The sequence below is a fragment of the Streptomyces sp. LX-29 genome, from assembly GCF_029541745.1.
Taxonomy (GTDB): domain Bacteria; phylum Actinomycetota; class Actinomycetes; order Streptomycetales; family Streptomycetaceae; genus Streptomyces.
In genome coordinates this window covers 482,501-505,391 of the sequence record NZ_CP089746.1, presented here as the reverse complement: position 1 = coordinate 505,391, position 22,891 = coordinate 482,501, and the positions used below count along the sequence as shown (strand labels likewise).

Annotated in this window: 18 protein-coding genes; 10 read left to right on the top strand and 8 right to left on the bottom strand. The window is 74.1% G+C overall.

What is annotated here, in order from left to right; translation table 11 throughout:
• The first annotated feature begins 5 nt into the window (after window positions 1–5).
• Together LRS74_RS02315 and LRS74_RS02310 are read left to right on the top strand one after the other, a co-directional pair.
• Window positions 6–1,100: a winged helix-turn-helix domain-containing protein gene (locus LRS74_RS02315; RefSeq protein ID WP_277739377.1), complete on the top strand. Its 1,095-nt coding sequence runs from the start codon at window positions 6–8 to the stop codon at window positions 1,098–1,100.
• Between the two features lie 149 nt (window positions 1,101–1,249).
• Window positions 1,250–2,134: an arginase family protein gene (locus LRS74_RS02310; protein ID WP_277739376.1), complete on the top strand. Its 885-nt coding sequence runs from the start codon at window positions 1,250–1,252 to the stop codon at window positions 2,132–2,134.
• 83 nt (window positions 2,135–2,217) lie between these two features.
• On the opposite strand, the gene LRS74_RS02305 is transcribed toward LRS74_RS02310, so the two are convergent.
• Window positions 2,218–2,973: an SDR family NAD(P)-dependent oxidoreductase gene (locus LRS74_RS02305; RefSeq protein ID WP_277739375.1), complete on the bottom strand. Its 756-nt coding sequence runs from the start codon at window positions 2,971–2,973 to the stop codon at window positions 2,218–2,220.
• Between the two features lie 146 nt (window positions 2,974–3,119).
• On the opposite strand from LRS74_RS02305, the gene LRS74_RS02300 reads away from it, so the two are divergent.
• Window positions 3,120–4,472 (top strand): MFS transporter, encoded by a 1,353-nt coding sequence (locus LRS74_RS02300; RefSeq protein ID WP_277739374.1) that lies wholly within the window; start codon window positions 3,120–3,122, stop codon window positions 4,470–4,472.
• A 12-nt stretch (window positions 4,473–4,484) separates the two neighbouring features.
• On the opposite strand, the gene LRS74_RS02295 is transcribed toward LRS74_RS02300, so the two are convergent.
• Both LRS74_RS02295 and LRS74_RS02290 read right to left on the bottom strand, forming a co-directional pair.
• Window positions 4,485–5,039: a type 1 glutamine amidotransferase domain-containing protein gene (locus LRS74_RS02295; protein WP_277739373.1), complete on the bottom strand. Its 555-nt coding sequence runs from the start codon at window positions 5,037–5,039 to the stop codon at window positions 4,485–4,487.
• Window positions 5,040–5,319: 280 nt separating this feature from the next.
• Complete coding sequence (locus LRS74_RS02290; protein WP_277739372.1) at window positions 5,320–8,082, bottom strand: ABC transporter substrate-binding protein; 2,763 nt, start codon at window positions 8,080–8,082, stop codon at window positions 5,320–5,322.
• Window positions 8,083–8,317: 235 nt separating this feature from the next.
• Here LRS74_RS02290 and LRS74_RS02285 point away from each other — a divergent pair, with 235 nt between their 5' ends.
• The gene (locus tag LRS74_RS02285; RefSeq protein ID WP_277739371.1) at window positions 8,318–9,355 is read left to right on the top strand and encodes a Rieske 2Fe-2S domain-containing protein; all 1,038 of its coding nucleotides are present in this window, start codon (window positions 8,318–8,320) and stop codon (window positions 9,353–9,355) included.
• A gap of 73 nt (window positions 9,356–9,428) precedes the next feature.
• Here LRS74_RS02285 and LRS74_RS02280 read toward each other — a convergent pair whose 3' ends face one another.
• Entirely contained in the window at window positions 9,429–10,625 is a 1,197-nt protein-coding gene (locus LRS74_RS02280) for an alpha/beta hydrolase (RefSeq protein WP_277739370.1), read from the bottom strand.
• Between the two features lie 499 nt (window positions 10,626–11,124).
• Between LRS74_RS02280 and LRS74_RS02275 the strand changes: the two genes are divergently transcribed.
• From LRS74_RS02275 to LRS74_RS02250, 6 genes are all read left to right on the top strand, one after another.
• Window positions 11,125–12,504: an ATP-binding protein gene (locus tag LRS74_RS02275; protein WP_277739369.1), complete on the top strand. Its 1,380-nt coding sequence runs from the start codon at window positions 11,125–11,127 to the stop codon at window positions 12,502–12,504.
• Complete coding sequence (locus LRS74_RS02270) at window positions 12,501–13,163, top strand: response regulator transcription factor (protein ID WP_277739368.1); 663 nt, start codon at window positions 12,501–12,503, stop codon at window positions 13,161–13,163. Before LRS74_RS02275 ends, LRS74_RS02270 begins: the two co-directional genes overlap by 4 nt.
• A gap of 115 nt (window positions 13,164–13,278) precedes the next feature.
• Window positions 13,279–14,625 (top strand): phenylacetate--CoA ligase PaaK, encoded by a 1,347-nt coding sequence (paaK, locus tag LRS74_RS02265; RefSeq protein WP_277739367.1) that lies wholly within the window; start codon window positions 13,279–13,281, stop codon window positions 14,623–14,625.
• Window positions 14,626–14,732: 107 nt separating this feature from the next.
• Entirely contained in the window at window positions 14,733–15,512 is a 780-nt protein-coding gene (locus LRS74_RS02260) for a DNA-formamidopyrimidine glycosylase family protein (protein WP_277739366.1), read from the top strand.
• Between the two features lie 77 nt (window positions 15,513–15,589).
• A complete protein-coding gene (locus LRS74_RS02255) occupies window positions 15,590–16,396 on the top strand; it encodes a thioesterase family protein (RefSeq protein ID WP_277739365.1) in 807 nt (268 codons plus the stop codon).
• 58 nt (window positions 16,397–16,454) lie between these two features.
• Window positions 16,455–16,925 (top strand): DNA-binding protein, encoded by a 471-nt coding sequence (locus LRS74_RS02250; RefSeq protein ID WP_277739364.1) that lies wholly within the window; start codon window positions 16,455–16,457, stop codon window positions 16,923–16,925.
• 6 nt (window positions 16,926–16,931) lie between these two features.
• On the opposite strand, the gene LRS74_RS02245 is transcribed toward LRS74_RS02250, so the two are convergent.
• Genes LRS74_RS02245 through LRS74_RS02230 form a run of 4 tightly spaced genes read right to left on the bottom strand, consistent with a single transcriptional unit; the run spans window position 16,932 to window position 22,549 of the window.
• The gene (locus LRS74_RS02245) at window positions 16,932–18,146 is read right to left on the bottom strand and encodes a sugar ABC transporter permease (RefSeq protein WP_277739363.1); all 1,215 of its coding nucleotides are present in this window, start codon (window positions 18,144–18,146) and stop codon (window positions 16,932–16,934) included.
• Window positions 18,143–18,922, bottom strand: a complete 780-nt coding sequence (locus LRS74_RS02240; protein ID WP_277739362.1) for an ATP-binding cassette domain-containing protein — start codon at window positions 18,920–18,922, stop codon at window positions 18,143–18,145. The genes LRS74_RS02245 and LRS74_RS02240 overlap by 4 nt, the downstream gene beginning before the upstream one ends.
• 26 nt (window positions 18,923–18,948) lie before the next feature.
• Window positions 18,949–20,076 (bottom strand): substrate-binding domain-containing protein, encoded by a 1,128-nt coding sequence (locus LRS74_RS02235; protein WP_277739361.1) that lies wholly within the window; start codon window positions 20,074–20,076, stop codon window positions 18,949–18,951.
• A 13-nt stretch (window positions 20,077–20,089) separates the two neighbouring features.
• A complete protein-coding gene (locus tag LRS74_RS02230; protein WP_347178084.1) occupies window positions 20,090–22,549 on the bottom strand; it encodes a SpoIIE family protein phosphatase in 2,460 nt (819 codons plus the stop codon).
• Between the last annotated feature and the right edge of the window lie 342 nt (window positions 22,550–22,891).

Below are 22,891 nucleotides of genomic sequence, written 5' to 3'. Positions count from 1 at the left end.
GTGTCGTGATACGGATCCACTTCACGGCCGTCGACTTCGCGAAGGTCCGGTTCGCGCCGCGCCCGGCCCCGTTGCAGGAGCTGAACACGGCCCTGATGACGATGTGCCGCCCCGATGAGGAGCTGCTCTTCGGGCGGTGGAGACGGCGCCTCCTGCGGTCCCTGCCCGCCGCCGCCGGGGCGCTGGGCGACCTGGTCCCCGCGGGGCGGCCACCCCTGTTCCTCGACGAGTTCAGCGACGACCTGCGCGACGGGCTGGACGCGGTCCGCGCCACCTCACCCACCCTCGTCCGCGCCGAGATCGAGCGCGTCTACGCCCCGCACCCGACCCCGCCCCCACGGTGGATCCGCGATCTGCACCGAGGGGACGCCGACGCCTGGCGGCTGGTGCGGCGCGCCCAGCACGCGGCCTTCGAGACGGCGCTGCGCCCCGTGTGGCCGCTGGTCCAGGAGCTGCACCGGCGGGAGTTCACCCGCCACGCCCTGACCGTGGCGGAACACGGGGTCGGCGCCGCGCTCACCGCGCTCGTCCCCGACAGTCGATGGAACGAGGGGGTCTGGGAGATCGCGGCGCCCGTCCCGCGGGAGATCGCCCTGCGCGGCCGCGGCCTGGTGTTGGTGCCCACGTTCCACTGGACGGCCCACCCCCTGCCGGCCGAGCTGCCCGACCAGCCGCCCCGTCTGACCTGTCCGGCGGGCCCCGGGCTGCCGCTCACCCCCACCGGCCCGGCCGACACCGAGGAGGCGCTGGCGGCGGTGCTGGGCCGGACCCGCCTCGACATCCTGCTGCTCCTCGCCGACGGCCACACCACCAGCACCCTGGCCCGACGGCTGGGCGTCAGCAACGCCACCGCCTCCGCCCACGCCGCCGCGCTGCGCGGCGCCGGTCTGATCACCACGGTCCGCACCGGACGGTCGGTACGGCACGAGCGGACGGCCCTCGGAAGCCTGCTGGTCCAGCGCCGCGACGCCCAGCCGAACGACGGCACGCTGAGCGGGGGTACGGCGCCCGGGAGGCGAGGGCATGACGGTACGTCGGGTGACGACACGCCCGGCAGCGGGCCCCGGCGCACCGGCGACCGACCGCCCGCCACCCCGTAGCGGCGTGACGGATCCCCGTCACCTGGGAGCCGAGCGCGGCGCCGAGTGCGGCGCCGCGCGTGCATGCCGTGGCGTCCACCCGTGGTGTCCACCCAGGGCGTCCACCCGGGTGGCCGGAAACCGCGCTCCCGTGGCCTCGTTGAGCGGATGTGCGGCGACAGTTGGTGATCATCGAGGCTCCGTCGGTGCTGGGGCTGCGCCCCGGGGGCGTGGCGGAGCTGCCGGCCGCGCTGCTCGGCGCGGGCCTGCGGGAGCGGCTGGGCGCGGACATCGGGGCCCGGGTCGCGGTGCCCGCCTACGACCCCGTGCGCGACCCCGAGACCGGGGTGCTCAACCCGCACTCCATCGCCGCGTACTCCCTCGTGCTCGCCGACGCGGTCGGCGAGGTCCTGGCCCGGGACGGCTTCCCGGTCGTCCTCGGCGGGGACTGCTCCATCCTGCTCGGCAACCTGCTGGCGCTGCGCCGCACCGGCCGCTACGGGCTGCTCTTCCTCGACGGGCACACCGACTTCTACCAGCCCGCGGCCGAACCCGCGGGCGAGGCCGCGTCGATGGACCTGGCGCTGGCGACCGGCTACGGGCCGCGCGTGCTCACCGACCTGGAGGGCCGGCGGCCCCTGGTGCGCGAGGAGGACGTCGTCGCCCTCGGCTTCCGGGACGCCGAGGAGTCGGCCGCGGCCGGGATGCGGCCCCTGCCGCCCCGGCTGGGCGCGATGGACCTGGCGACGGTGCGGGCCGTGGGCGCGGCCGAAGCCGCGCGCAGGGCCGTGGACCGGCTGGGCGCCGCCGGCGGCGCCGGATTCTGGGTGCACCTGGACGCCGACGTCCTGGACGACGCCGTCATGCCCGCCGTCGACTACCGGCTGCCCGACGGGCTGAGCTGGCGCGAGCTGGAGACCGTGCTGCGCGCGGCCCTGGACGGCGACCGGGCCGTGGGGCTCGACGTCACCATCTTCAACCCACGCCTGGACCCGGACGGCCGGATCGCGGCCAGCCTGGTCGACTGCCTGGCCCATGGGCTGGGTCACGCCTGAGCATGAGGCGGGCTCTCGGGGCGGTGTCACAGGGTCGGGCTCTCTCGACCGGGCTCTCAGGGCTGAGGGTCTCGGGGCCCGGGTCACGGCTCCTGGGCCGTGGGTCGCACCAGGATCTCGTTGACCGCGGCGCGCGCCGGCTGGGTGACCATGAAGGTGATCGAGCGTGCGACGTCCTCCGCGTGCAGCCAGGAGTCCCGCGCGAGGCCGCTGACCGGGCCGACCTCGCGGCCGGCCGTCAACTCGGTCGTGGTCAGCCCGGGCTCGATCAGCCCCACGCGCACGTTGCGTCCGGTCACCTCCTGGCGCAGGCCCTCGCTGAAGGCGCCCACGGCGTGCTTGGTCGCCGCGTAGACGGAGTTGTTGCGCAGCACCCTGCGACCCGCGGCCGAGCTGACGTTCACGATGTCGGCGACCCGGCGGGGGCCGTCGGCCGCGGCCCGCAGCAGATGGGGCAGCGCCGCCTGCGACGTGTGGAGAACGGCGGTGAAGTTGAGGCCGACCATGCGCGCCCAGTCCCGCGCGTCGGCCTCCTCGATCGCGCTCGGCGCCGCGTAGCCGGCGTTGTTCACCAGGATGTCCAGCCGTCCGAACCGCTCCGCCGCGTCCGCGACGGCCCGGCGCGCCCGTGCCGCGTCCTCCAGGTCGGCGGTGAGCACGAGGCAGCTGCCGCCGTCGTCGCGGATGGTGGTCGCCAGCTCCTCGAGCCGGCCGGTGCGGCGGGCGACCACCGCGACCGAGGCGCCCTCGGCGGCCAGGGAGAGGGCGGTGGCCGCCCCGATGCCGCTGGACGCGCCCGTCACCAGTGCGGCGCATCCCGACAGCGCTGACCCGTTCACCCTGACCCCTCGTCAACGGCGGCGCCGACGGCCGCTCCCATCCCGTCGGATACCACGTCGGTGGCCGTCGCTCACCTGTCGTCCCTCCTTCGGCCCCAGGCTGACGAAGCGTCACGTATAGCATCCCCGCCATGCGGAGAGACCTCATGACCCCGGCAGTCGCACGGCGCCGGTTCGCCGTCGTCACCTTCCTCTACTGGCTTCCGGTGGGCCTCTATCTACCGGCACAGGTCCTCCTGCTCACCGAGCGCGGAGTGGGCCTCACCTCCATAGCCGGGTTCTACGCCGTCTACTCCCTCACCGTCGCCTGTCTGGAGCTGCCCACCGGCGGACTGTCCGATGTCATCGGCCGCCGCGTCGTGCTGGTCGCGGCGGGCCTGCTCAGCCTGGTCGGCCTCACCCTCCTCGCCCTGGGCACGACCGCGGGGGTGCTGCTGACTGCCATGGTGCTGCTGGGCGCCGGACGCGCCCTGTCCAGCGGGCCCGCCGAGGCGTGGTACGTGGACACCGTGCAGGCGCACTCCGGCCCCGACGCCGAACTGCGCACCGGCATCGCCCGCGGCTCCACCGCCACCGCGACCGCGCTGGCCGTCGGCACGCTGCTCGGCGGCGGCCTGCCCTGGCTGCTCGGCCTGGGCCCGGACCTCGGCGGCCGGTTGAGCGCGCACACCGACGGACTGGTGCTGCCGCTGTCCGTGCCCGTGCTGCTCGGCGCGGCGGTCGTGCTGGGCTACGTGACGTACGTCCTGGCCGCCCTGACCGAGCCGCCCCGCGCCCCGGCCTCGCTGCGCGAGGTGCTGCGCGGGGTGCCGGCCACCATGCTGGACGGGGTACGGCTGGGCGCGCGGGACGCCCTGGTGCGGCGGGTGCTGCTGAGCGCAGGCGCGGTGGGAGCGGCGCTCTCCGTCGTCGAGCTGCTCACCCCGCGCCGCGCCGCCGTGCTGACCGGCGGGGCCGAGTCGGGCGCCGTGCTCTTCGCGGCCCTCGCCTGCGCCGGATTCCTCTGCACCGCCCTCGGCAGCAACCGCGCGCCCCTCGCCGCCCGGCTGGCGCGCGGCGGCGAGCGCGCGGTGCTGCTGAGCCTGGGGCTGGCCGGGGCCGGGGCGCTGCTGCTCGCCGCGACGGCCACCACGCGCGGGCCGCTCGCCCTGGCCCTCGCCGCCCTCGGCTACGGGCTGGTCTACCTCGGGCTCGGGGCGGCCGGCCCCAACCAGAACGAGGTGCTGCACCGCCGTGTCGGCACCACCGTCCGGGCCACCGCGCTGTCCGTGCAGTCCCTCGCCCTACAGCTGGCCGGCGCCCTCGCCACCCTGGCCGCCGGCGTGCTGCCGCCCGGCGCGGCCCCGTGGCTGCTCGCCGGCGTCGCGCTGCTGGCGGGCGCGGCGCTGTGGGCACGTCGCGCCGTGCCCGCGCCGCTCGACGTACCGGCGCCGCGCTCTCCGGCGGCGGAGCCCGCGGCACCCGAACGCGCCGCGGACGGAGTGGGAACTGGCCGCTGAGCGAGCGGGCGCTCAGCCCTCCTGCTCCTGGGCGTCCTTGGCGAACTCCTCGCCGAACGCCGCGCAGAACGGCTTCAGATCGCCGGGACGCCGGCTGGTGATCAGCGTGTTGGGTCCGTCCGTGCAGACCACGACCCGCTCGTCCACCCAGGTGCCGCCGGCGTTACGGATGTCGGTACGCAGACTGGGCCAGGAGGTGAGCGTCCGGCCGCGCACCACATCGGCCTCGACCAGCAGCCAGGGGGCGTGGCAGATCGCGGCCACCGGCCTGCCCGCCGCGAAGAAGCCCTTGGCGAACTCCACCGCCCGGGTGTCGAGCCGCAGGAAGTCCGGGTTGGCCACGCCGCCGGGCAGGATCAGGGCGTCGAAGTCCTCGGCCCGCGCATGGTCGAGGTCCTCGTCGACGACGAAGGTGTCGGCCTTGTCCAGGTGGTGGAACGCCTGGATATGGCCCGGCTTGGTGGAGACCAGCTTCGGGGTGTGAGACGCGTCGAGCACCGCCTGCCAGGGGTCGGTCAACTCGATCTGCTCGACGCCCTGGGGCGCCACCAGGAACGCGATCCGCATGTCGCTCTCCGTCCTCGCACAGCGCGACTCCGGCGCGGGCCTCCAGTCTCACGCGGTGCGACCCACCCCGCAAACGGGCCGCCCGGCCCGGCGGCGGCCCCACTGCCGGTGGCCGTCCGGCCGGCCGGAGGCTGAGCCACTGCCTGGGGCCGCCCGGCTTCTCCCGGTCGACCCTGTTCCGCTGCCGATCGCCTTCCGCCGTCCCGCCGTCCCGCCGTCCCGCCGTCCCGGAGGTGACGGGGGGACGGGAGGCCGCCCGCCACGGGGGCGGGCGACGGGCTCAGTCCTCGTCCCTGCCGCTGTCCACGAGGGTCCACTTTCCGTCCTGGACCCTGTTCACGGAGAGGCGCGGGTCGGTGGTGTCGCCGTAGGCGTCGAAGGCGACCTCCCCGGTGACCCCGAAGAAGGAGACATCCTGGAGCGCCTTGACGACCGCCGGGCGGGGCTTGGCCGGCAGCCTCCCCTTGTGGTCCTCGGCGACGGCCTTGACGGCCTGAATGATCGCCCAGGTCGCGTCGTACGCGTACCCGCCGTAGGCGCCGTAGGGGTACGCGTAGTCGCCGTCCGCGTACATCCGGACGAACTGGCGGGCCGTGTCGAGCCGTTCCGCCGGGACGCCGGCGGTGGTGCTGAGGTCGCCGTCGGAGTCGGAGCCGGCGAGCTTGATGTACTCGTCGGAGTAGAGGCCGTCCCCGCCCACCAGGGGCTTGTCGAAGCCGGCCTTCTTGAGCTGCTGGGACAGCGGGCCCGCCTCGGGGTACTCGCCGCCGTAGTAGACGGCCTCGGCCCCGGACCCCTTCACCTTGGCCACCAGCTCGGCGAAGTCCCGGTCGCCCGGGGTGATCCGGTCCCGGCCCACGATGTCGCCGCCGAGCGCCCTGAACCGATCTTCGAAGGTCTGCACCAGCCCGGCGCCGTACGTCTTCCCGTCGTCGATCAGGAAGACCTTGGGCCGGGTGAGCTTCCGGTACAGATACCGCGCCGCGTAGGACCCCTGGTGGTCGTCCGTGGTCGCCGTGCGGAAGAACGAGGCGTACGGTCGCTTCTTGGCGCCCGCGACCCACTCCTCGCCCTGCGTCAGCAGAGGATTGGTGGCCGCCGGGGAGACCTGGGCCAGATTCGCCTCGCCGAACACCGGCTGCGAGGACTGGGCCACGCTGGAGTTCAGGGGTCCGACGACCCCCACCACCCGCTCGTCGGCCACCAGAGCGGTGGCGTTCTGCTGCCCGGTCGACGGCTGCGCCTTGTCGTCCAGCGCCTTGATCGCGAAGGTGACGCCCGGCACTGACTTCTTCCTGTTGGCCTCCTTGACCGCCAGGTCCACGGAGTTCTTGATGCCCTGGCCGTAGGCGGCCAGATCCCCGGTCAGCGGCACGCTGACCCCGATGGTGACGGTCGTCGTCCGCTTCCCGGCGCCGGTACCGGTGCCGGCACCCTGGCCCGCCTCCTTGCCGGAGTCCCCGGTCTGCCGGGTCGGGGGAGTGGGCAGGCCAGAAGAGCCGGAACCCCCGCCGCGCCCGCTCCACACGATCGCCACCGAGATCGCCGCCACCGTGACGAGCGCGCCGAGTGGTATCAGCACGCGCCTGGCGACCGTCCGGGGCCGCGCCGGCCCCGGACGGAACGGCTCGGGGAGGCTGGTCACCATGGGCCGTGGGGCCGACGACGGGATCCCCGGCGTGCCCGCCGGCAGCGAAACGGGCGGGCCGAACGCCGGGAACGCGGCGGCGTCCACGCCGGGTGGGCCAGCGGTGTCGGGCGGCGGAGCGGCGTCGAGTAACGGAGCGGCGTCCGGCGACGGAGTGGTGTCGGGCGACGGAGTGACGTCGGGGCGCGGAGTGGCATGGGGGCGCGGTGTGGCGCCCGGGAGTGGCGTGTCGCTCGCACCCGCCGGTCCGGGCGACGGGGGCGGCGACCCCACCGGGCCGGTGCCGCGCGGGTCCACGGGTGGAGGCGCCGCGAAAGGCGGAGGGGCGGCGCCCCCGGGTGGAGATGTGGTGTCCCTGGGCGGAGGTGTGGTGTCCCCGGGCGGAGGTGTGGTGTCCCCGGGCGTAGGCGTGGCGTCCCCCGCCCGCCCCGAAGCGGCGTCGGCCCGCGGCTCCCGGGCCGGCGTGTCGAGCTGTTGAGCCATTAGCGACGGCGGGGTCGGCGTCCGGGTGAGGGTGCGCGCCACGGCCTGCGGCAGCCAGCCGCCGTCCGACAGGAGCTCTGTGACCGTCCGCCCGTCGCCGACGCGGCGCGCGAACTCGTCCATCAGGGCGTCCACGCCGGGCCGTCCCGCCGGGTCCTTGGCCAGGCACCGCCGCGTCACCTCGACCAACCCGGCTGGCAGCGCGGACAGGTCCGGCTCCTCGTAGACGGTGCGGAACAACACGCCGTGGGTCGAGCCGACGCCGAAGGGGCCGACGCCGGTGGCGGCGAACACCAGCACCGCGCCCAGCGAGAAGACGTCGCTGGGCGCGCCGACCGGACGGCCCGTCAGCTGCTCCGGGGACATGAAGCCCGGGGTCCCCACCATCATTCCGGTTCTGGTCACCGAGGACACCTCGTCGACCACCGAGATTCCGAAGTCGATCACCCGGGGCCCGTCCGCGGCCAGCAGCACGTTGGAGGGCTTCAGATCCCGGTGGACCACTCCGACCGCGTGGATCGCCTCCAGCGCCTCCGCGAGCCCCGCCCCCATGGTCAGCACTGGCCCCTCCGGGAACGCCCCGTGCTCGGCGACCGCGGCGTCCAGCGACACACCCCGTACATAGGCGGTGGCGAGCCAGGCGGGGGAGCCGTCGGGGTCGGCGTCGACGACGCCCGCGGTGAAGACGCCGTTGACCTGGCGCGCCGCCGCCACCTCCCGGGCGAACCGGCGCCGGAACTCCTCGTCCTCGGCCAGCTCCGGGCGCACGACCTTCACCGCCACCGGCCGTCCGCCCCGCGAGCGCCCCAGATAGACCCGGCCCATGCCACCCGAGCCGAGCCGCGCCACGATGCGGAACGGACCCACTCGCTGCGGGTCCTCCGGCGTCAGCTCTGCGAACCCCCCGGTCACGGCACCAACCCCTCGACTGTCTCCGCCAACCGCCCCGTCGGACGCCCCACATGATCCCGCACGGGGTGCGCCGGCCGCAGCAATCCGGTACGACCGTACGGCTCCCGACGCCGACGCGCGCGCCGCACGGGACCGTGGCCGCGCGCCCCGCGCCCCGCGAGGCACCGTGTACGGGCGGCGCGCTACCTGCCAGGCTGGGGTGATCGGCAAACGCGACGAAAGGTGCGCTGTGACGTTGACGTCGTGGACGTGGGGCCGACGGGGCGGCCGGCCTGGCACACCGGGGCTCTCACCGGCGCAGCGGACTCCGCGCCTGCCCTACCCGGACGGCTGGTTCGCCCTGGCGGCCACCGCCGAGCTGGACCGCGGCGTCGTCCTGACCCGGCGGCTGATGGGCGAGGACGTGGTGCTCTACCGCACGGCGAGCGGGCGGCCGTGCGCGGTCCGGCCCTTCTGCCCGCACCTGGGCGCGCACCTCGGCCACGGCGGGACGGTCCACGGCGAGGACATCGTCTGCCCCTTCCACCACTTCCGGTTCGACCCGGAGGGGAGCTGCGTCCGCACTGGCTACGGCACCGCGGCGCCGAAGGCCCGGCTGTCGACCCTGGAGTGCCGGGAGGTCGACGGCCTGGTCTTCCTCTGGCGTCACGCCCAGGGCGTCGCGCCCACCTGGGAGATCGAACCGGCGCCGCCCGCGGACTTCCCGGCTCCGTACTGCAGCCTGCGCAGGCTGGTGGAGCACCCGCAGGACGTGGTCGAGAACATCGTCGACTTCGGGCACTTCTCCCCGGTGCACGGCACGACCGCGGAGGTCGTGGAGGAGCCGCGGTTCGACGGCGCCCGCATGGAGACGACGTTCCGCATCCACGCGGGCGCCGGCCGCCGTTCGGCCCTGGTCTCCTCGACCGCGCCGCTGGTGCGGACGGTCGTCGAGGGGCTCGGCGCGATCTACTCGGAGGTCGAGAGCGAGCGGCCCGGCTTCCGGCTACGGGTCCGGTTGTGCCCCACCCCGGTCGACCCGGTCCGCGTCGAGATGCGCATGAGCACCACCGCGCGGTTCACCACCGCCCGGGGCGGCCGGGCCGCCCGTGCCCTGGCCGCGCTGGCCCTGCGCCCGCTCGCCTGGGCGGCCTGGCACGACATGGGCAAGGACTTCCCCATCTGGGAGCACAAGACCTATCTGGAACGCCCGCGGCTCGCCGCGGGGGACGGCCCCATCATGAAATACCGGCGCTGGGCGCGGCAGTTCTACAGCCCGGCCCCTACGGCCTGAGTCCTACGGTCCTGAGCGACCCCGACAGGCCGCAGCCGGGACTGGTCCTCTGGCGCGCCGTGCGGCGGTGGGCCTACGGGGCGTTGAACCTGACCTCCGGTTCGGCCGGGGTCGGCCCCTCCAGCAACGGCTGGGGCAGGTCCCGCAGATGGAGGTCGAAGAAGGCCGCCACATAGCGGCGGGTGAGCTCCATCGCCCGTCGGCCGGGAAGCGGTGGCTGCGCGCCCGAGGCGCCGAGCTCCTCCTGGAGCACGGGGATGTCGGTGAAAAAGAAGTGGTCGGCCCCGGACACGGTCAGCCAACGGCGCCAGCCGTCCAGCCGGTCCCACGCCTCGTCCCAGCTCCGGTCCCGGCCGCCCGGACGGTGCGTCTCGTCGTCCGTGCCGAACATCATGAACGGCCTGCCGTCGAGGCCGTCGACGGGAACACCGTCGTGGAAGGCCCCGTCGACGTTGACGCCCGCGCGGACTCGACGGTCACCCGCCATCGTCGCCGCCGCGCTCGCCCCGCCGAGCGAGTGGCCGGCCATCCCGATCCGCTTGCGGTCGATCAGCCCGGCGTGCCGCCAGGCCGGGCGGGGGCCGGTGAGCCGGTCCAGGACGAAGGACACGTCCGCGCCCCGACCGGCGGTGGCCGCCACCAGGTCCTCCTCGGTCCGCGCCGCGTCGCAGGCGACGCAGGTCAGCGTCCGGCCGTCGGGGAAGGCGCTGCCCACGGACTCGTACGCGTGGTCCACCGCGGCGACCACATAGCCACGGCTGGCGAGGTCCTCGGCCAGGCCGGTGAGGGTGTAGGCGGACGCTCCCCAACCGGGGGAGAGCACCACCAGCGGATGGCGGCCGCGTACGGGCCGGGCGCCGAAGCGGCCGTGCGTGGCCGTGGCGCTGAGCGTCTCCGGTGGGAAGACGCCGTCCAGCCCGTACGCCTCGAGGAGCAGCCGGGCCTCCTCCACCGTGGCGTAACGCGCCGGTCGCCCGCCGCGGGGGAGCGCGGGGTAGAACATCCCGACCATCAGCTCGCGGGAGCCCGCCGTCGGCACCCACGGGTCCCGGCGGTCGCGGTCGACGAGGTGGAGGGTGTCGCGGCCGACGGCGTACGGCCCGGTCGGGCGCGGCAGTTGGAGGCGGACGTCGCGGTCGCCGCGGGTGTCCGCGCCGACCGAGGCCGGGGCTCCGGCGGAAGGCGGGGCCGCGTACGCCGGGGCCGCGGCGGGCAGCGCGAGGGCGAGGGAGAGCAGGGCGACGGCTGGAGTCATGGAAGTCCTGGGCATGCCGACGACGCTAGGAGCCGACCGCTGCCCGACACATCGGCCGCCGGTGGCGCGCGTGTGAGCTCTCGGTATGACCACCCGTCCGCCCCCGGTCGCACCCCCCCCGCCGGCCCTGCCCCGGGCCGCCTCGTCGTCCTGGCGCCGACCCGGTCGCGTTGGCGGGTGTGTGTCCGGCGGTGCTCCGGGCGGCTCCGGTCGGCGTGTCGCGTTCGGCACCGGTGACCGCGCGGGCCGGCCCGGTCGCGTCGTGGCTTTCGGGCGGAGCCGGCCGCGGGTGTCGCGCAGGGCACCGGCCATACCGCGGGCCGATCCCGCCGTCCCGCCGGGTACCGCTCCGGGTGGACGGCATCCACCTGGGGGCGCACTCCGGCCGCTCGGGAGTTCCGTCGAGCGGCGCATGTTCCGGGCTGATGAGGACCCCAGACTGGTCGTCATGCGACAGTCCGCGGTGCCGGCACGGGTATCGGCCGAACCACCGCCGGCCCGAGGAAGACACGTCATGACCGAAGCCCATCAGGCCGCCGTGTGGCGCCCGCCGTTCCGTCCGCCGTGGGCCCGCACCCGGCTCCCGCCCATGGCGGTGGACGGGCTGCTGGTCGTCGCGCTCTACGTCTCCGCCGCCTTCGTCGCGCGCCATGACCCGGCCGACCAGGCGCGGCAACTCGCGCTCCAGGCGGCGCTGGTGCTGCCGCTGCTGATCCGGCGCCGTGCGCCGCTGACGGCGTTCACCCTGATCGCCGCGGCGGCCTTCGTGCAGTGGCTCGCCGACTTCCAGCTGCCCGCCGACGTCGCGCTGCTCATCGCCCTGTACACGGTGGCCGCCCGCTGTGAACCCCGGCGCGCGCTGGTGGCCGGCGCCGTGCTCGAGACGGGGATCGTGTTGGCGTCCGTGCGCTGGTCCTCCGACGGGCGGTACCTCGGCTCGCTGGTCGGGCTGACCGCCTTGGCGCTGGCCGCCGGGCTGGCCGGGGCGCACACCCGCACCCGGCGCGCCTACCTCGCCACCCTGGAGGACCGGGCGGTCCGGCTGGAGCGGGAACGCGACCAGCGGGCCCGGCTCGCCGTGGCCGACGAACGTGCCCGCATCGCCCGCGAGCTGCACGACGTCGTGAGCCACAGTCTGTCGGTGATGGTCGCCCTCGCCGACGCCGTCGACGTCGCGCGGCGCCGCACTCCCGACCGGGCCACCGCCGTGGGCCTCGCGCGGTCCCACCCCCACGACCAGCCCACCGCCTCCGACCGGGTCACCGTCGCCGTGCGGCAGATCGCCGACACCGGCCGTCAGGCGCTCACCGACATGCGTCGCTTCCTGGGCGTGCTGCGCGCCGACGAGCCGGAGGCGTCGCGCCACCCGGCCCCCGGGCTCGCCCGACTCGACGACCTCCTGCGCCGGGTGCGTGCCGCCGGGCTGCCCACCCGGCTTCGGCTGACGGGCGACGCCGCCGCTGTCCCCGCCGCCGCGCAGCTCACCGTCTACCGCCTCGTACAGGAGGCGCTCACCAACACCCTCGGCCACGCCCCCGCCGGCGCCCGCGCCGAGGTCCGGGTGTGCTGCTCCGCCGACGCCGTCACCGTGGAGGTCGTTGACGACGGCAACGGCCGCCCCGTGCCCGCCCCCACCCTCACCCTCGCGGACGGGCACGGGCACGGGATCCCCGGGATGCGCGAGCGGGTGGCCGGGTACGGCGGCACCGTGGAGGCCGGGCCGCTGCCGACCGCCGGCTGGCGCGTCTTCGCCCGCCTGGACCTGCGCTCGGCCCCGCCCCTCGGCCCAGGCGGGAGCCCGCAACCGGCGCCGTCCGCCGTGCCGGGGCCGACCCCCTCCGCGGGGCCGGCCACCCCGCCGTACCAGACCTCGTCCTGTGAGGGGACAGCATGACCATCGGCGTCCTGCTCGTCGACGACGAGCCCCTGCTGCGCATGGCCTTCGGCATGGTCTTGGAGAACCAGCCGGACCTGCGCCCGATCGGCGAAGCCGGGGACGGCGAGGAGGCCCTGCGGCTCGCCCGGCTGCTCCAGCCCGACCTCGTCCTGATGGATGTGCGCATGCCCGGGACCGACGGCATCGAGGCGACCGGACGGATCGTCCGGGACTGCCCGCGCACCCGGGTGCTCATCCTCACCACCTTCGACCTCGACGCCTACGCCTTCGCCGCGCTCAGGGCCGGCGCCTCGGGCTTCCTTCTGAAGAACGCCCGGCCCGAGGAACTGCTGGCCGCGATACGGAGCGTCGCCGCGGGCGAGGCGGTGGTCTCCCCGCGGATCACCCGCCGGCTGCTGGAGACCTTCGCCCACCACCTGCCCAGCGACTACGGGCCGGTCGAGGACGAGCGGCTGCGGCGGCTGACGGCGCGCGAGCGCCAGGTCCTCGTCGAGGTCGCCCGCGGACGGTCCAACTCCGAGATCGCCGCCGCGCTGCACCTCGCCGAGGCCACGGTGAAGACCCACCTCGGCCGGGTGCTGCTGAAACTGGAGCTGCGCGACCGCGTCCAGGCCGTGATCTTCGGCTATCAGACCCGGCTCGTCCGGCCGGAGTAGCGGACCGCGACTCTTGACAGCCGGCGCGCCCGCTTGGTTTCTTGGCCGTGCCGCGCGCTAACCGAATGGTCGGTCGGCCTTCAGTTGCGGTGGATGTCGTACGGAAGGAGCCGTGATGACCAGCGAACCCACCCTGCCGGCGGCCCCGGGGCCTCGGCTGGGCGAGCCGCTCCCGGAGGCGCTGTTGGACGACGCCGAGCGGATGACGCGGGACGAGCTGAGGGAGCATCAACTGGCTCGGCTGCGAACGACCCTGCGGCACGCGTACGACAACGTCGAGCTGTACCGGAAGAAGTTCGACGAGGCCGGGGTGGCACCGGAGGACTGTCGCGCCCTGGAGGACCTGGCCCGCTTCCCCTTCACCACCAAGGCCGATCTGCGGGACACCTACCCCTTCGGCATGTTCGCCGTCCCCATGGCGGACGTCCGCCGCGTGCACGCCTCCAGTGGCACCACCGGCCGGCCCACCGTCGTGGGCTACACCGACGGCGACCTGTCGAGATGGGCCGACGTCACCGCCCGCTCCCTCCGCGCCGCCGGCGGCCGCCCCGGCCACAAGGTGCACATCGCCTACGGCTACGGCCTGTTCACCGGCGGCCTCGGCGCGCACTACGGGGCCGAGCGCGCGGGCTGCACGGTGATCCCCGCCTCGGGCGGCATGACGGAACGTCAGGTACAGCTCATCCAGGACCTCAAGCCCGAGATCATCATGGTCACCCCGTCCTACATGCTCACGCTCCTCGACGAGTTCGAGCGGCAGGGGGTCGACCCGCGCTCCAGCTCGCTGCGCGTCGGCATCTTCGGCGCCGAGCCGTGGACCGAGGAGATGCGCCGCGAGATCGAGGAGCGCATGGACATCCACGCGGTCGACATCTACGGGCTGTCGGAGGTGATCGGCCCCGGGGTCGCGCAGGAGTGCGTGGAGACCAAGGACGGGCCGCATGTGTGGGAGGACCACTTCTACCCCGAGGTGGTCGACCCGATCGGCGGCGAGGTGCTGCCCGAGGGGGCGCACGGGGAGCTGGTCTTCACCTCTCTCACCAAGGAGGCGCTGCCCGTGATCCGCTACCGCACCCGCGACCTCACCCGGCTGCTGCCCGGCACGGCCCGGCCCGCCTTCCGTCGTATCGACCGGATCACCGGCCGCAGCGACGACATGATCATCCTGCGCGGGGTGAACATCTTCCCCAGCCAGATCGAGGAGATCGTGCTCCGCACCCCGGGCGTGGCTCCGCACTTCCAGCTGCTGCTGACCCGCCGCGGCCGGATGGACCACATGACCGTCGTCGTGGAGGCCCGTCCGGACGCCGGGACGTCGGGGCGGGAGGCGGCCGCGGCGGCGATCGCCAAGGGGGTCAAGGACGGCGTGGGGGTGGCGGTCGAGGTGTCGGTCGTCGACCCCGAGACGCTGGAGCGCTCCGTCGGCAAGATCCGCCGGATCAAGGACCTGCGCCGCGACTGAGCTCCGGCGTGAGCGTCGCGTCGGTGAGCACCCGCCTCGCGGCGGGTTTACCGTGCTCGGGTAGGGGCCGTAGGGGCCGACGGGCCCGGCGTACACAGGAGGAGGACGTGCCCGAGCTGCCGGACGTCGAGGGCTTCCTGGCCGTCTTCCGCTCCTGCGGCCAAGGCCGGCGCGTCGAGCGGATCCAGGTGCGGGACGCCGGCGTGCTGCGCGGGGTGAGCGGGGCCCGGCTGCGCGCCCGGCTGCGCGGCCGACGCTTCGGCGAACCGTGGCGCCACGGCAAGCGCCTGGTCACCCCGACCGACGGCCCCGCCCTCGTCTGGCACTTCGGCATGACCGGCGAGCTGCTGTGCGCCTCGGCCGACGACCCGCCGGCCGCCCACGACCGCCTTCTGCTCAGCCTCGATGACGGGCGTCAGCTGCGCTACCGCGACCAGCGCAAACTCCAGGGGGTCCAGCTGGCCGCGGACGACGCGGCGGTCGAGCGGATCCTGGCGGGTCTCGGCCCCGACGCCCTCGACGTGGGGCGCGTGGAGTTCGCCGGTCTGCTGGCCGGGCGGCGCGGGGCGATCAAAGCGACCCTCATGGACCAGTCCGTCACCGCGGGCCTGGGCAACCTGCTGTGCGACGAGATCCTGTGGCGGGCGCGGCTGGCTCCGACGCGGGTCGCGCGCGACCTGAGCGAGGAGGAGTGCCGCACGCTCCACGCCTCGTTGCGCCGTGTGCTGAAGTCCGCCGTGCCCACCGGCCGTGTACCGCCCCGGCGCACCTGGCTGATCGGCCGCCGTGACGACCCGGAACCCGAATGCCCGCGCTGCGACGCGCCGTTGCGGTCGCGTCGCGTCTCCGGCCGACGCACCGTGTGGTGTGACCGGTGTCAGTCCTGACAGGCCCTGGTTCGGGCGATCACCCATGGGTAGCGTGGTGATCCACGGCGGCGCCGGCCGCCGGGAGTGGGGGAGACATGGGTGGGCCCGGGGCGTTCTTCGAGCGGATCGACGAGGGCCGGTACGCGCCGACCGAGTGCACCCGCGGTCCGTGGGACCCCGGGGCCCAGCACGCCGGCCCGCCCGCCGCCCTGCTCGGCAGGGCGGTGGAGGACCGCGCGGGGGCCCGCGCCGATATGCGCCTCGCCCGGATCACCTACGAGATCCTGCGCCCGGTGCCGATCCGTCCGCTGGCGGTCGCCGTCGAGGTGCTGCGCACGGGGCGGAACACGGAGTCGGTGGAGGCGTCGCTGACGCCGGAGGGCGCCGCCGCCCCGGTCATGGTCGCCCGGGCGCTGCGGATCAGGGAGGCCGGCGGGCCCGGGCCCGCGGTCCTGTCCGGTCCCCAGGTGCCGCCGCCGGGCGAGGGGGTTGACGGGTCGTTCTTCCCGGTCGCGTGGGAGGTCGGCTACCACACGGCCATGGAGGCCCGGTTCACCGAGGGCGCGTTCACCGAGCGCGGGCCGGGCACCTGCTGGATGCGGATGCGGGTGCCGCTCGTCGCGGGCGAGGAGCCCCGGCCGTTGGACCGGGTGCTGGCGGCCGCCGACTCGGGCAGCGGCATCGGCAACGTGCTGGACTTCACCCGACACGTCTTCCTCAACGCCGACCTGTCGGTCCATCTGCACCGCCATCCGGTGGGGGAGTGGGTGTGCGTGGAGGCCCGCACCAGCGTGGACCCGGCCGGTATCGGGCTGGCGGACACCCGGCTGCACGACGAGAAGGGGCCGATCGGGCGCGGCGTCCAGAGTCTGTTCGTCGCCGAGCGCCGCTCCGAGGAGTGAACGAAACGTTTGCAATGAAGAGTTGACAATCAATCACGTGCCCATGGATGCTGTCGGCATGACATCGATTCCTGAGAGGTCCGCGCCCGAGGCGTCCGCCGACCCCTTCACGGCCCCGGATCCGGAGCAGGCGCGCGCCCACCGCGTCCACACCTCGCTGTTCCGGATCGCCGAGCGCCATGCGGCCACCGACGAGCAGCGTCGTCGACAGGTCCATCCGCATGTCCTCGGGCCGCACGAGGCGATCCGTCTGGTCTCCTTCCTGCTCAGCGGGGCGGCATTGGCGGAGGAGGGCGAGCCGGCGGTGGACCAGGCCGACATCACCGCCGCCCTGAGCCTGGTGCCGCTGGCGCGCGGTGAGATGGACGAGCTGGAGGCCGGGCTGATCCGGATGGCGCGGGGGCGCGGCATGACCTGGCCGGAGGTCGCCTTCGGACTCGGCCTCGGCACCCCGCAGGCCGCGCGGCAGCGCTACGAGCGGTTGGCCGGCCGGATCACCGCGGAGGAGTCGGCGCAGACCCCCGAATAGCGCGGTTCAGGCCCTGCCATGGGCCTTCTGGGAGCGTCTCGACAGCGAGTCGATCACCACGGCGGCCAGCAGCACCCCGCCTGTGATCATGAACTGCACGGCGGCCTGTACTCCGATGAGGGCCATGCCGGAGGCGATCGACTGGATGACCAGCACCCCCAGCAGCGCGGACCAGGTGGTGCCGTGCCCGCCGAAGAGGCTGGTGCCGCCGATCACCGCGGCGGCGATCGCGTTCATCAGCAGGATCCCGGAGCCGGAGGTCTGACTCGCGGAGGTGATCCGCGAGGCCAGGATCAGCCCGCCGCAGGCGGCCATCGTCCCGGAGATCATGAACACCGAGATCCGCACCCCGACGACGCTGACGCCGGCGCGGCGGGCCGCCTCCACCCCGCCGCCCACGGCGTAGACCGTGCGTCCGTAGAAGGTGCGGCGGAGGAGGAAGTCCAGGCTGGCGGTGGCGATCAGGAAGATCAGCAGGGCCAGGGGCAGCCCCTGGAAGCGGTTGAGGACATAGGCGGCGGCGAAGGCGATCACCGCCAGCACCCCCGTGCGCACCCAGATCTCGCCGAGCGGCGGGTGCGGCATCTCGTTGGCCTTGCGTCGCCGCCGGTCCTGGTAGGCGCTGAGGAAGTAGACCGCGGCGCCGAACGCGGCCAGCCCGTACGCCGCGGCGACGTCGCTGAAGTAGTAGCTGGTCAGCTTGGCGACCAGGCCCTCGTCGTCCAGGTTGATGGTGCCGCTGGTGCCCAGCACGTACAGCATCAGGCCGTTCCAGGCCAGCAGCCCGGCCAGGGTCACCACGAACGCGGGCACCCCGATCCTGGCGAAGAAGAACCCCTGGAAGGCGCCGGCGGCGGCGCCGCACAGCACCGCGACGATCAGGGCGAGCCACTCCGGCATGCCGTTCTCCACGTTCAGCACCGCGAACAGGGCCGCCGCGAGCCCGCTGACGGAGCCGATCGACAGGTCGATCTCCCCGATCAGCAGCACGAACACGACGCCGACGGCGATCAGACCGATGCCCACGATGTCCACGCTGAGGTTGGACAGGTTGCGCGCCGAGAGGAAGTTGCCGTTCAGCGACTGAAAGGTGATCCAGATCAGCACGAGGCCGAAGACGACGGGGACCGAGCCGAGCTCTCCGCTGCCCAGCCGGTGCTGATAGGCGTCGACGGCGGCCTTCAGCCGTCGTCCGAGCCTGTGCCCGTGCTGCCCGCTCACCGTCCCGCCTCCCCGGACCCGGGGGAACGGCTGGTCACGGCGTCCCCGGTGGCTCCGGTGATGGAGGCGATGATCTGTTCCTGAGAGGCGGTGTTCACGTCGAACAGGCCGTTGTTGCGGCCCAGCCGCAACACCGCCACCTCGTCCGCGACGGCCTTGACGTTGCCCATGCTGTGGGTGATGAGCAGCACTCCGATACCGCGGTCGCGGAGCTGGTCGACGACGCCCAGCACCTGCGTGGTCTGCTGGACGCCCAGCGAGGCGGTGGGCTCGTCCAGCAGCAGTACCTTGGGCCCGCTGAGGAGCGAGCGGGAGATCGCCACCGTCTGCCGCTGGCCGCCGGAGAGCGAGGCGACGGGGACGCGGAGGTCGTGGATGTGGATCGACAGCGAGTCCAGCAGCTCACGGGTGCGGCGTTCCATCTCGACCTCGTCCAGCACGCCGAAGCGGTGCAGCTCACGGCCGAGGAAGAGGTTGCCGACCACGTCGAGGTTGTCGCACAGCGCGAGATCCTGGTACACGGTGGCGATGCCGAGCGCCTGAGCGTCGTGCGGGCGCTTGATCTGTACCGAGCGGCCCTCCCACTCCACGGCGCCGCGGTCCGCCGGGTCGACGCCCGCGATCACCTTGACCAGGGTGGACTTGCCGGCGCCGTTGTCGCCGACCAGCGCGACCACCGTGCCGGCGTGGATCTCCAGGTCGACGTCGCTGAGGGCCTGGACGGCGCCGAAGTGCTTGGAGACGCCACGCAACGCCAGCAAGGGCGGGGACGACATATGACCCCACCTCCCTCCGCCTCTGATCAGGTGACGAGTCCGGCCTTCTTGCAGGCCGCCAGGAACTTCTCGGTGCAGATCTGATCGATCGTGTACATCCCGTCCTTCACGACGGTGTCCTTGATGTTGTCGACCGTGACGACCAGCGGCTTGAGCAGCACGGCCGGCACATCCTTGGCGGTGGGGGTGGAGATCCGTTCTCGGGTGATGTCGCCGGCCGACTCGCCGTGGCCCAGCGCGACGGCCATCGCGGCCGCGGCCTCGGCCTCCGGCTTGAACGGCTTGTAGACGGTCATCGGCTGCTCGCCCTCGACGATGCGCTGCACGGCGGTGAGTTCGGCGTCCTGGCCGGTGACCGGGGGAAGCCGCTTCACGTTGCCGGCCTTGAGGGAGGAGATGATGCCGGAGGCGAGCGCGTCGTTGGCGGAGTACACGCCGTCGATGGCGTCGGGGCCCAGTGCGGCGATGGCGCCGTTCATGTTGAGATGCGCGTTCTCCGGGCTCCAACGCGGCGTGTCGTACTCCTTCTCGACCTTCACCCGGTCCTTGAGGACGGAGAGCGCGCCGTCCCGGAACCAGGCGGAGTTCGGATCGCTCGGATCGCCGTTCATCATCACGATCCGCCCGCCGTCCGCCTTGTCCCCCATGGCCTTCAGCAGGGCCTCGCCCTGGAGCCGGCCGACGTCGTCGCCGTCGAAGGAGACGTAGGCGGAGATGGGGCCGTCGGCCAGTCGGTCGTAGGAGACGACCGGGATGCCCGCCTCGGCGGCATGCTTGACCGAGGAGCGGAGCGACTTGTGGTCGACGGGGTCGAGGACCATCACATCCACACCCTTGGTGATCATGGTGTCCACCTGCTGCCGCTGGGTGGCCACATCCCCCTGGGCGTTGGCGTACTCCACCGAGCAGTCGGGGCAGAGCTCCGCGATCTTCTTCTCCATCAGCGGCCGGTCGAACGCCTCCCAGCGGGCGGTGTGGCTGTCGGGCAGCAGCAGACCGATCGTCACCCGGTCGTCCTCCTCGGAGGGAGGCGCGTCGGCGGCGCCGCCGGACTGGGCGGCCTGCCCGCACCCGGCGAGGGCGAGGGCCAGGGCCGCGGCGGCCGCGAGGAGCCCGGCCCGCCGCACGGGGAACCGCACGTCGGTCGACCACACGCCGCTCACCTCCTCACTCCCGATCCGCCGACGTCCTCGGCCCGGGGTCGGCCCGCCGCGTCTCGTGCGGGGGCACCACGATCTCGCTCCACACCTGCTTGCCACCGCTGACCGGCACCGAGCCCCAGCCGGACGACATGGCCTCGACCAGCAGGATGCCCCGGCCGCCGGTGGACTCCCAATCGACGATCACCGGTTTGGCGGGCGCTCGCGGCGAGGTGTCGCTGACCGCCACCCGCAGCCGGTCCGCCGACAGGGTGAGGTCCAGGCGCACCGATCCCTGGGTGTGCACCAGCGCGTTGGTGACCAGCTCCGAGACGACGAGCAGGGCCACGTCCGCGGACTCCGCGAGCCCCCACGAGCGCAGCGTGCGCGCGGCGAAGCGGCGCGCGTGCAGCACGGCGTCCGGCAGCCGCCATACGGTCCAGCCCGCCCGGATCGGCCGCACCTCCATCCCGTCGTAGCGCAGCACCAGCAGCGCCACGTCGTCCTCCCGGCGGCCCCCGTCGCCGACCACCCCGTCGGCCATCCGGCCGACGTCGCCGGGGTCGGCGGTGCCGAGCAGCTCGCGCATCCGCGCCACGCCGTCGTCGACGTCCAGCCGGGCGGACTCCACCAGGCCGTCCGTCAGCAGTGCCAGGACCGTGCCCGGGGCCAGCCCGACCGTGGTGATGGGGAACTCCGCCTCCGCGAGCACCCCCAGCGGCGGCCCGCCCTCGGTCGACACCTCCTCGCACTCGCCGTCCGGGTGCCGTATCAGGGGTTGCAGATGGCCCGCGCGGACGATCCAGGCGTTGCCCTCCTCCATGTCCAGCTCGACGTAGCAGCAGGTGGCGAAGAGATCCGTCTCCATGCCGACCAGGAGCCGGTTGGTGTGCGAGACCACCACGTCCGGCGGGTGGCCCTCCACCGCGTAGGCCCGGATGGCGGTCCGCATCTGGCCCATGATCGTGGCGGCCACGGCGCTGTGCCCCTGGACGTCCCCGATCACCAGCGCGACCCGGTTGTCCGACAGCGGGATGACGTCGTACCAGTCGCCGCCCACCTCCATCCCCACCGTGGCAGGGAGGTAGCGGGCGACGGCCACCCCGCCGGCGAGTTCGGGCAGCCGCCGCGGCAGCAGACTGCGCTGGAGCATCGTGGTGAGCTCGTGCTCGGCGTCCAGCACATGGGCGCGCTTGAGTGCCTGACCCACCAGGCCCGCGGTCGCGGTCAGCAGCGTCCGCTCCTCGGGGCTGAAGTCGTGTGGCTCGTCCCAGCCAACCAGACACGCGCCGACGACCCGCCCGTCCGCCGGGAGGGGCAGCACGGCGAGACCGCCTGGGCCCACCCCGGCCAGCCCCGGTTCGAGGGCGGCGCCCGCCGGCCACAGGCGTGTCCCGCCGTGGTGCAGCGCCTCCTCCAGTGTGGGCAGGGCACGGGTCGGCGCGTCGGGCCACTCGGAGTGCCACTCCGTCCGCCAGACGTCCGGCCAGTCGCCGGGCGTCGGCGGGTCCAGGACGGTGACCACCAGGCGATCGCCCACGAGTTCGGCCAGCGCCACCCGGTCCGCGCCCAGCGGAGCGCGCAGCGCCTCGACCACCACCCGGCTCACGTCCCGCACGGTCACCGTGTTGGCCAGCGCGGCGGAGAGCCGCTGCACCCGGGAGACCTTGTCCCCGCCAGGCCGCAGACACGAGGCGTCGGCGACCACGCCCAGCACCCGCTCCGGCCGCCCGGCGGCATCGGCCAGCACCCGGCAGTACAGCCGCAGCCAGCGCAGCTCCCCCTCGGGCAGGCGGACGCGGAACTCCAGCTCTCGGCTGCCGGACGCCAGTTGTCCCGGCTCGACCACGGACATCAGCGCGGGGAGGTCGTCGGGGACGGTGCGGGCGAGCAGCATCTCCGCCCGGTGATCGAACTCCCCCGTCGCGATCCCGACTAGGCGGAGCAGACCCGCGTCCGCGTCGATCCACCCGGTGCTCAGCGCCAGGGTGAAGGAGCCGATGGGGAGGCCGCCCGAGGCGGGGTCCGCGGAGGCGGGGGCGCACGGTCGCGTACGGGCCAGGGCCCGCACGGCGTCGGGGCCGCCGCTCGTCTCAAGCAGCATGGCGAACTGGTCGGCGAAGAGCTCGATCAGGTTGCGCCGTTCCGTGTCGACGCCCGCCGTGGCCTCGTCCACCACCACCAGGCAGCCGAGGCCGGGGTTGGTGGTGCCGAGCGGCAGCGCCCCCAGCGAGACGTCGGCCGGGAGGGTGTCCCGGGTCGGTTCCCGGTAGACGGCGAGCTCCGCGGCGGTCAGCCACAGCGGCCCCCCCGCGCGGAAGGCGTCCGAGACGGGGGACCGTCCGGCGACGGCGTAGCGCGACGCGAGCCCGTACCGCTCCGCGGGGGCTCCGACGGTGCCCGCCAGCCGCAACTCACCGCCCTCCTCATCCGGGACGTAGACGGCGGCCAGGGCGGTGCCGGCGAAGACGGGACCCTGTTCGGTCACGGTCTCCTCCGGCGTCTCGGGGCGCGGGCCGGTCCGTGGGGGCGCCGCGTCGGCGGGGCCGACCGGGCCTACGGGATCCGCCGGGCCTACGGGATCCGCCCGTGACCTCGGGAGTCCAAGTCCGGCGGCGCCTTCGCTGGACATCTCATCACCCACCTGCCATCCATACTGTGCGCCCGGACAGGACAAGGCCACCCAGCCTGCCCTCCGACTCCTGGCCTCGGCGCCCCCACGCCCTTCCCTCAGCCGCCCGAACGAGCCGACCACGCGCCATGTCTGCACGGCGTCTCGATTTCTAGACTCGTATCTTTACTGCACGGTGTATAGTTTTGCCACGCCGTG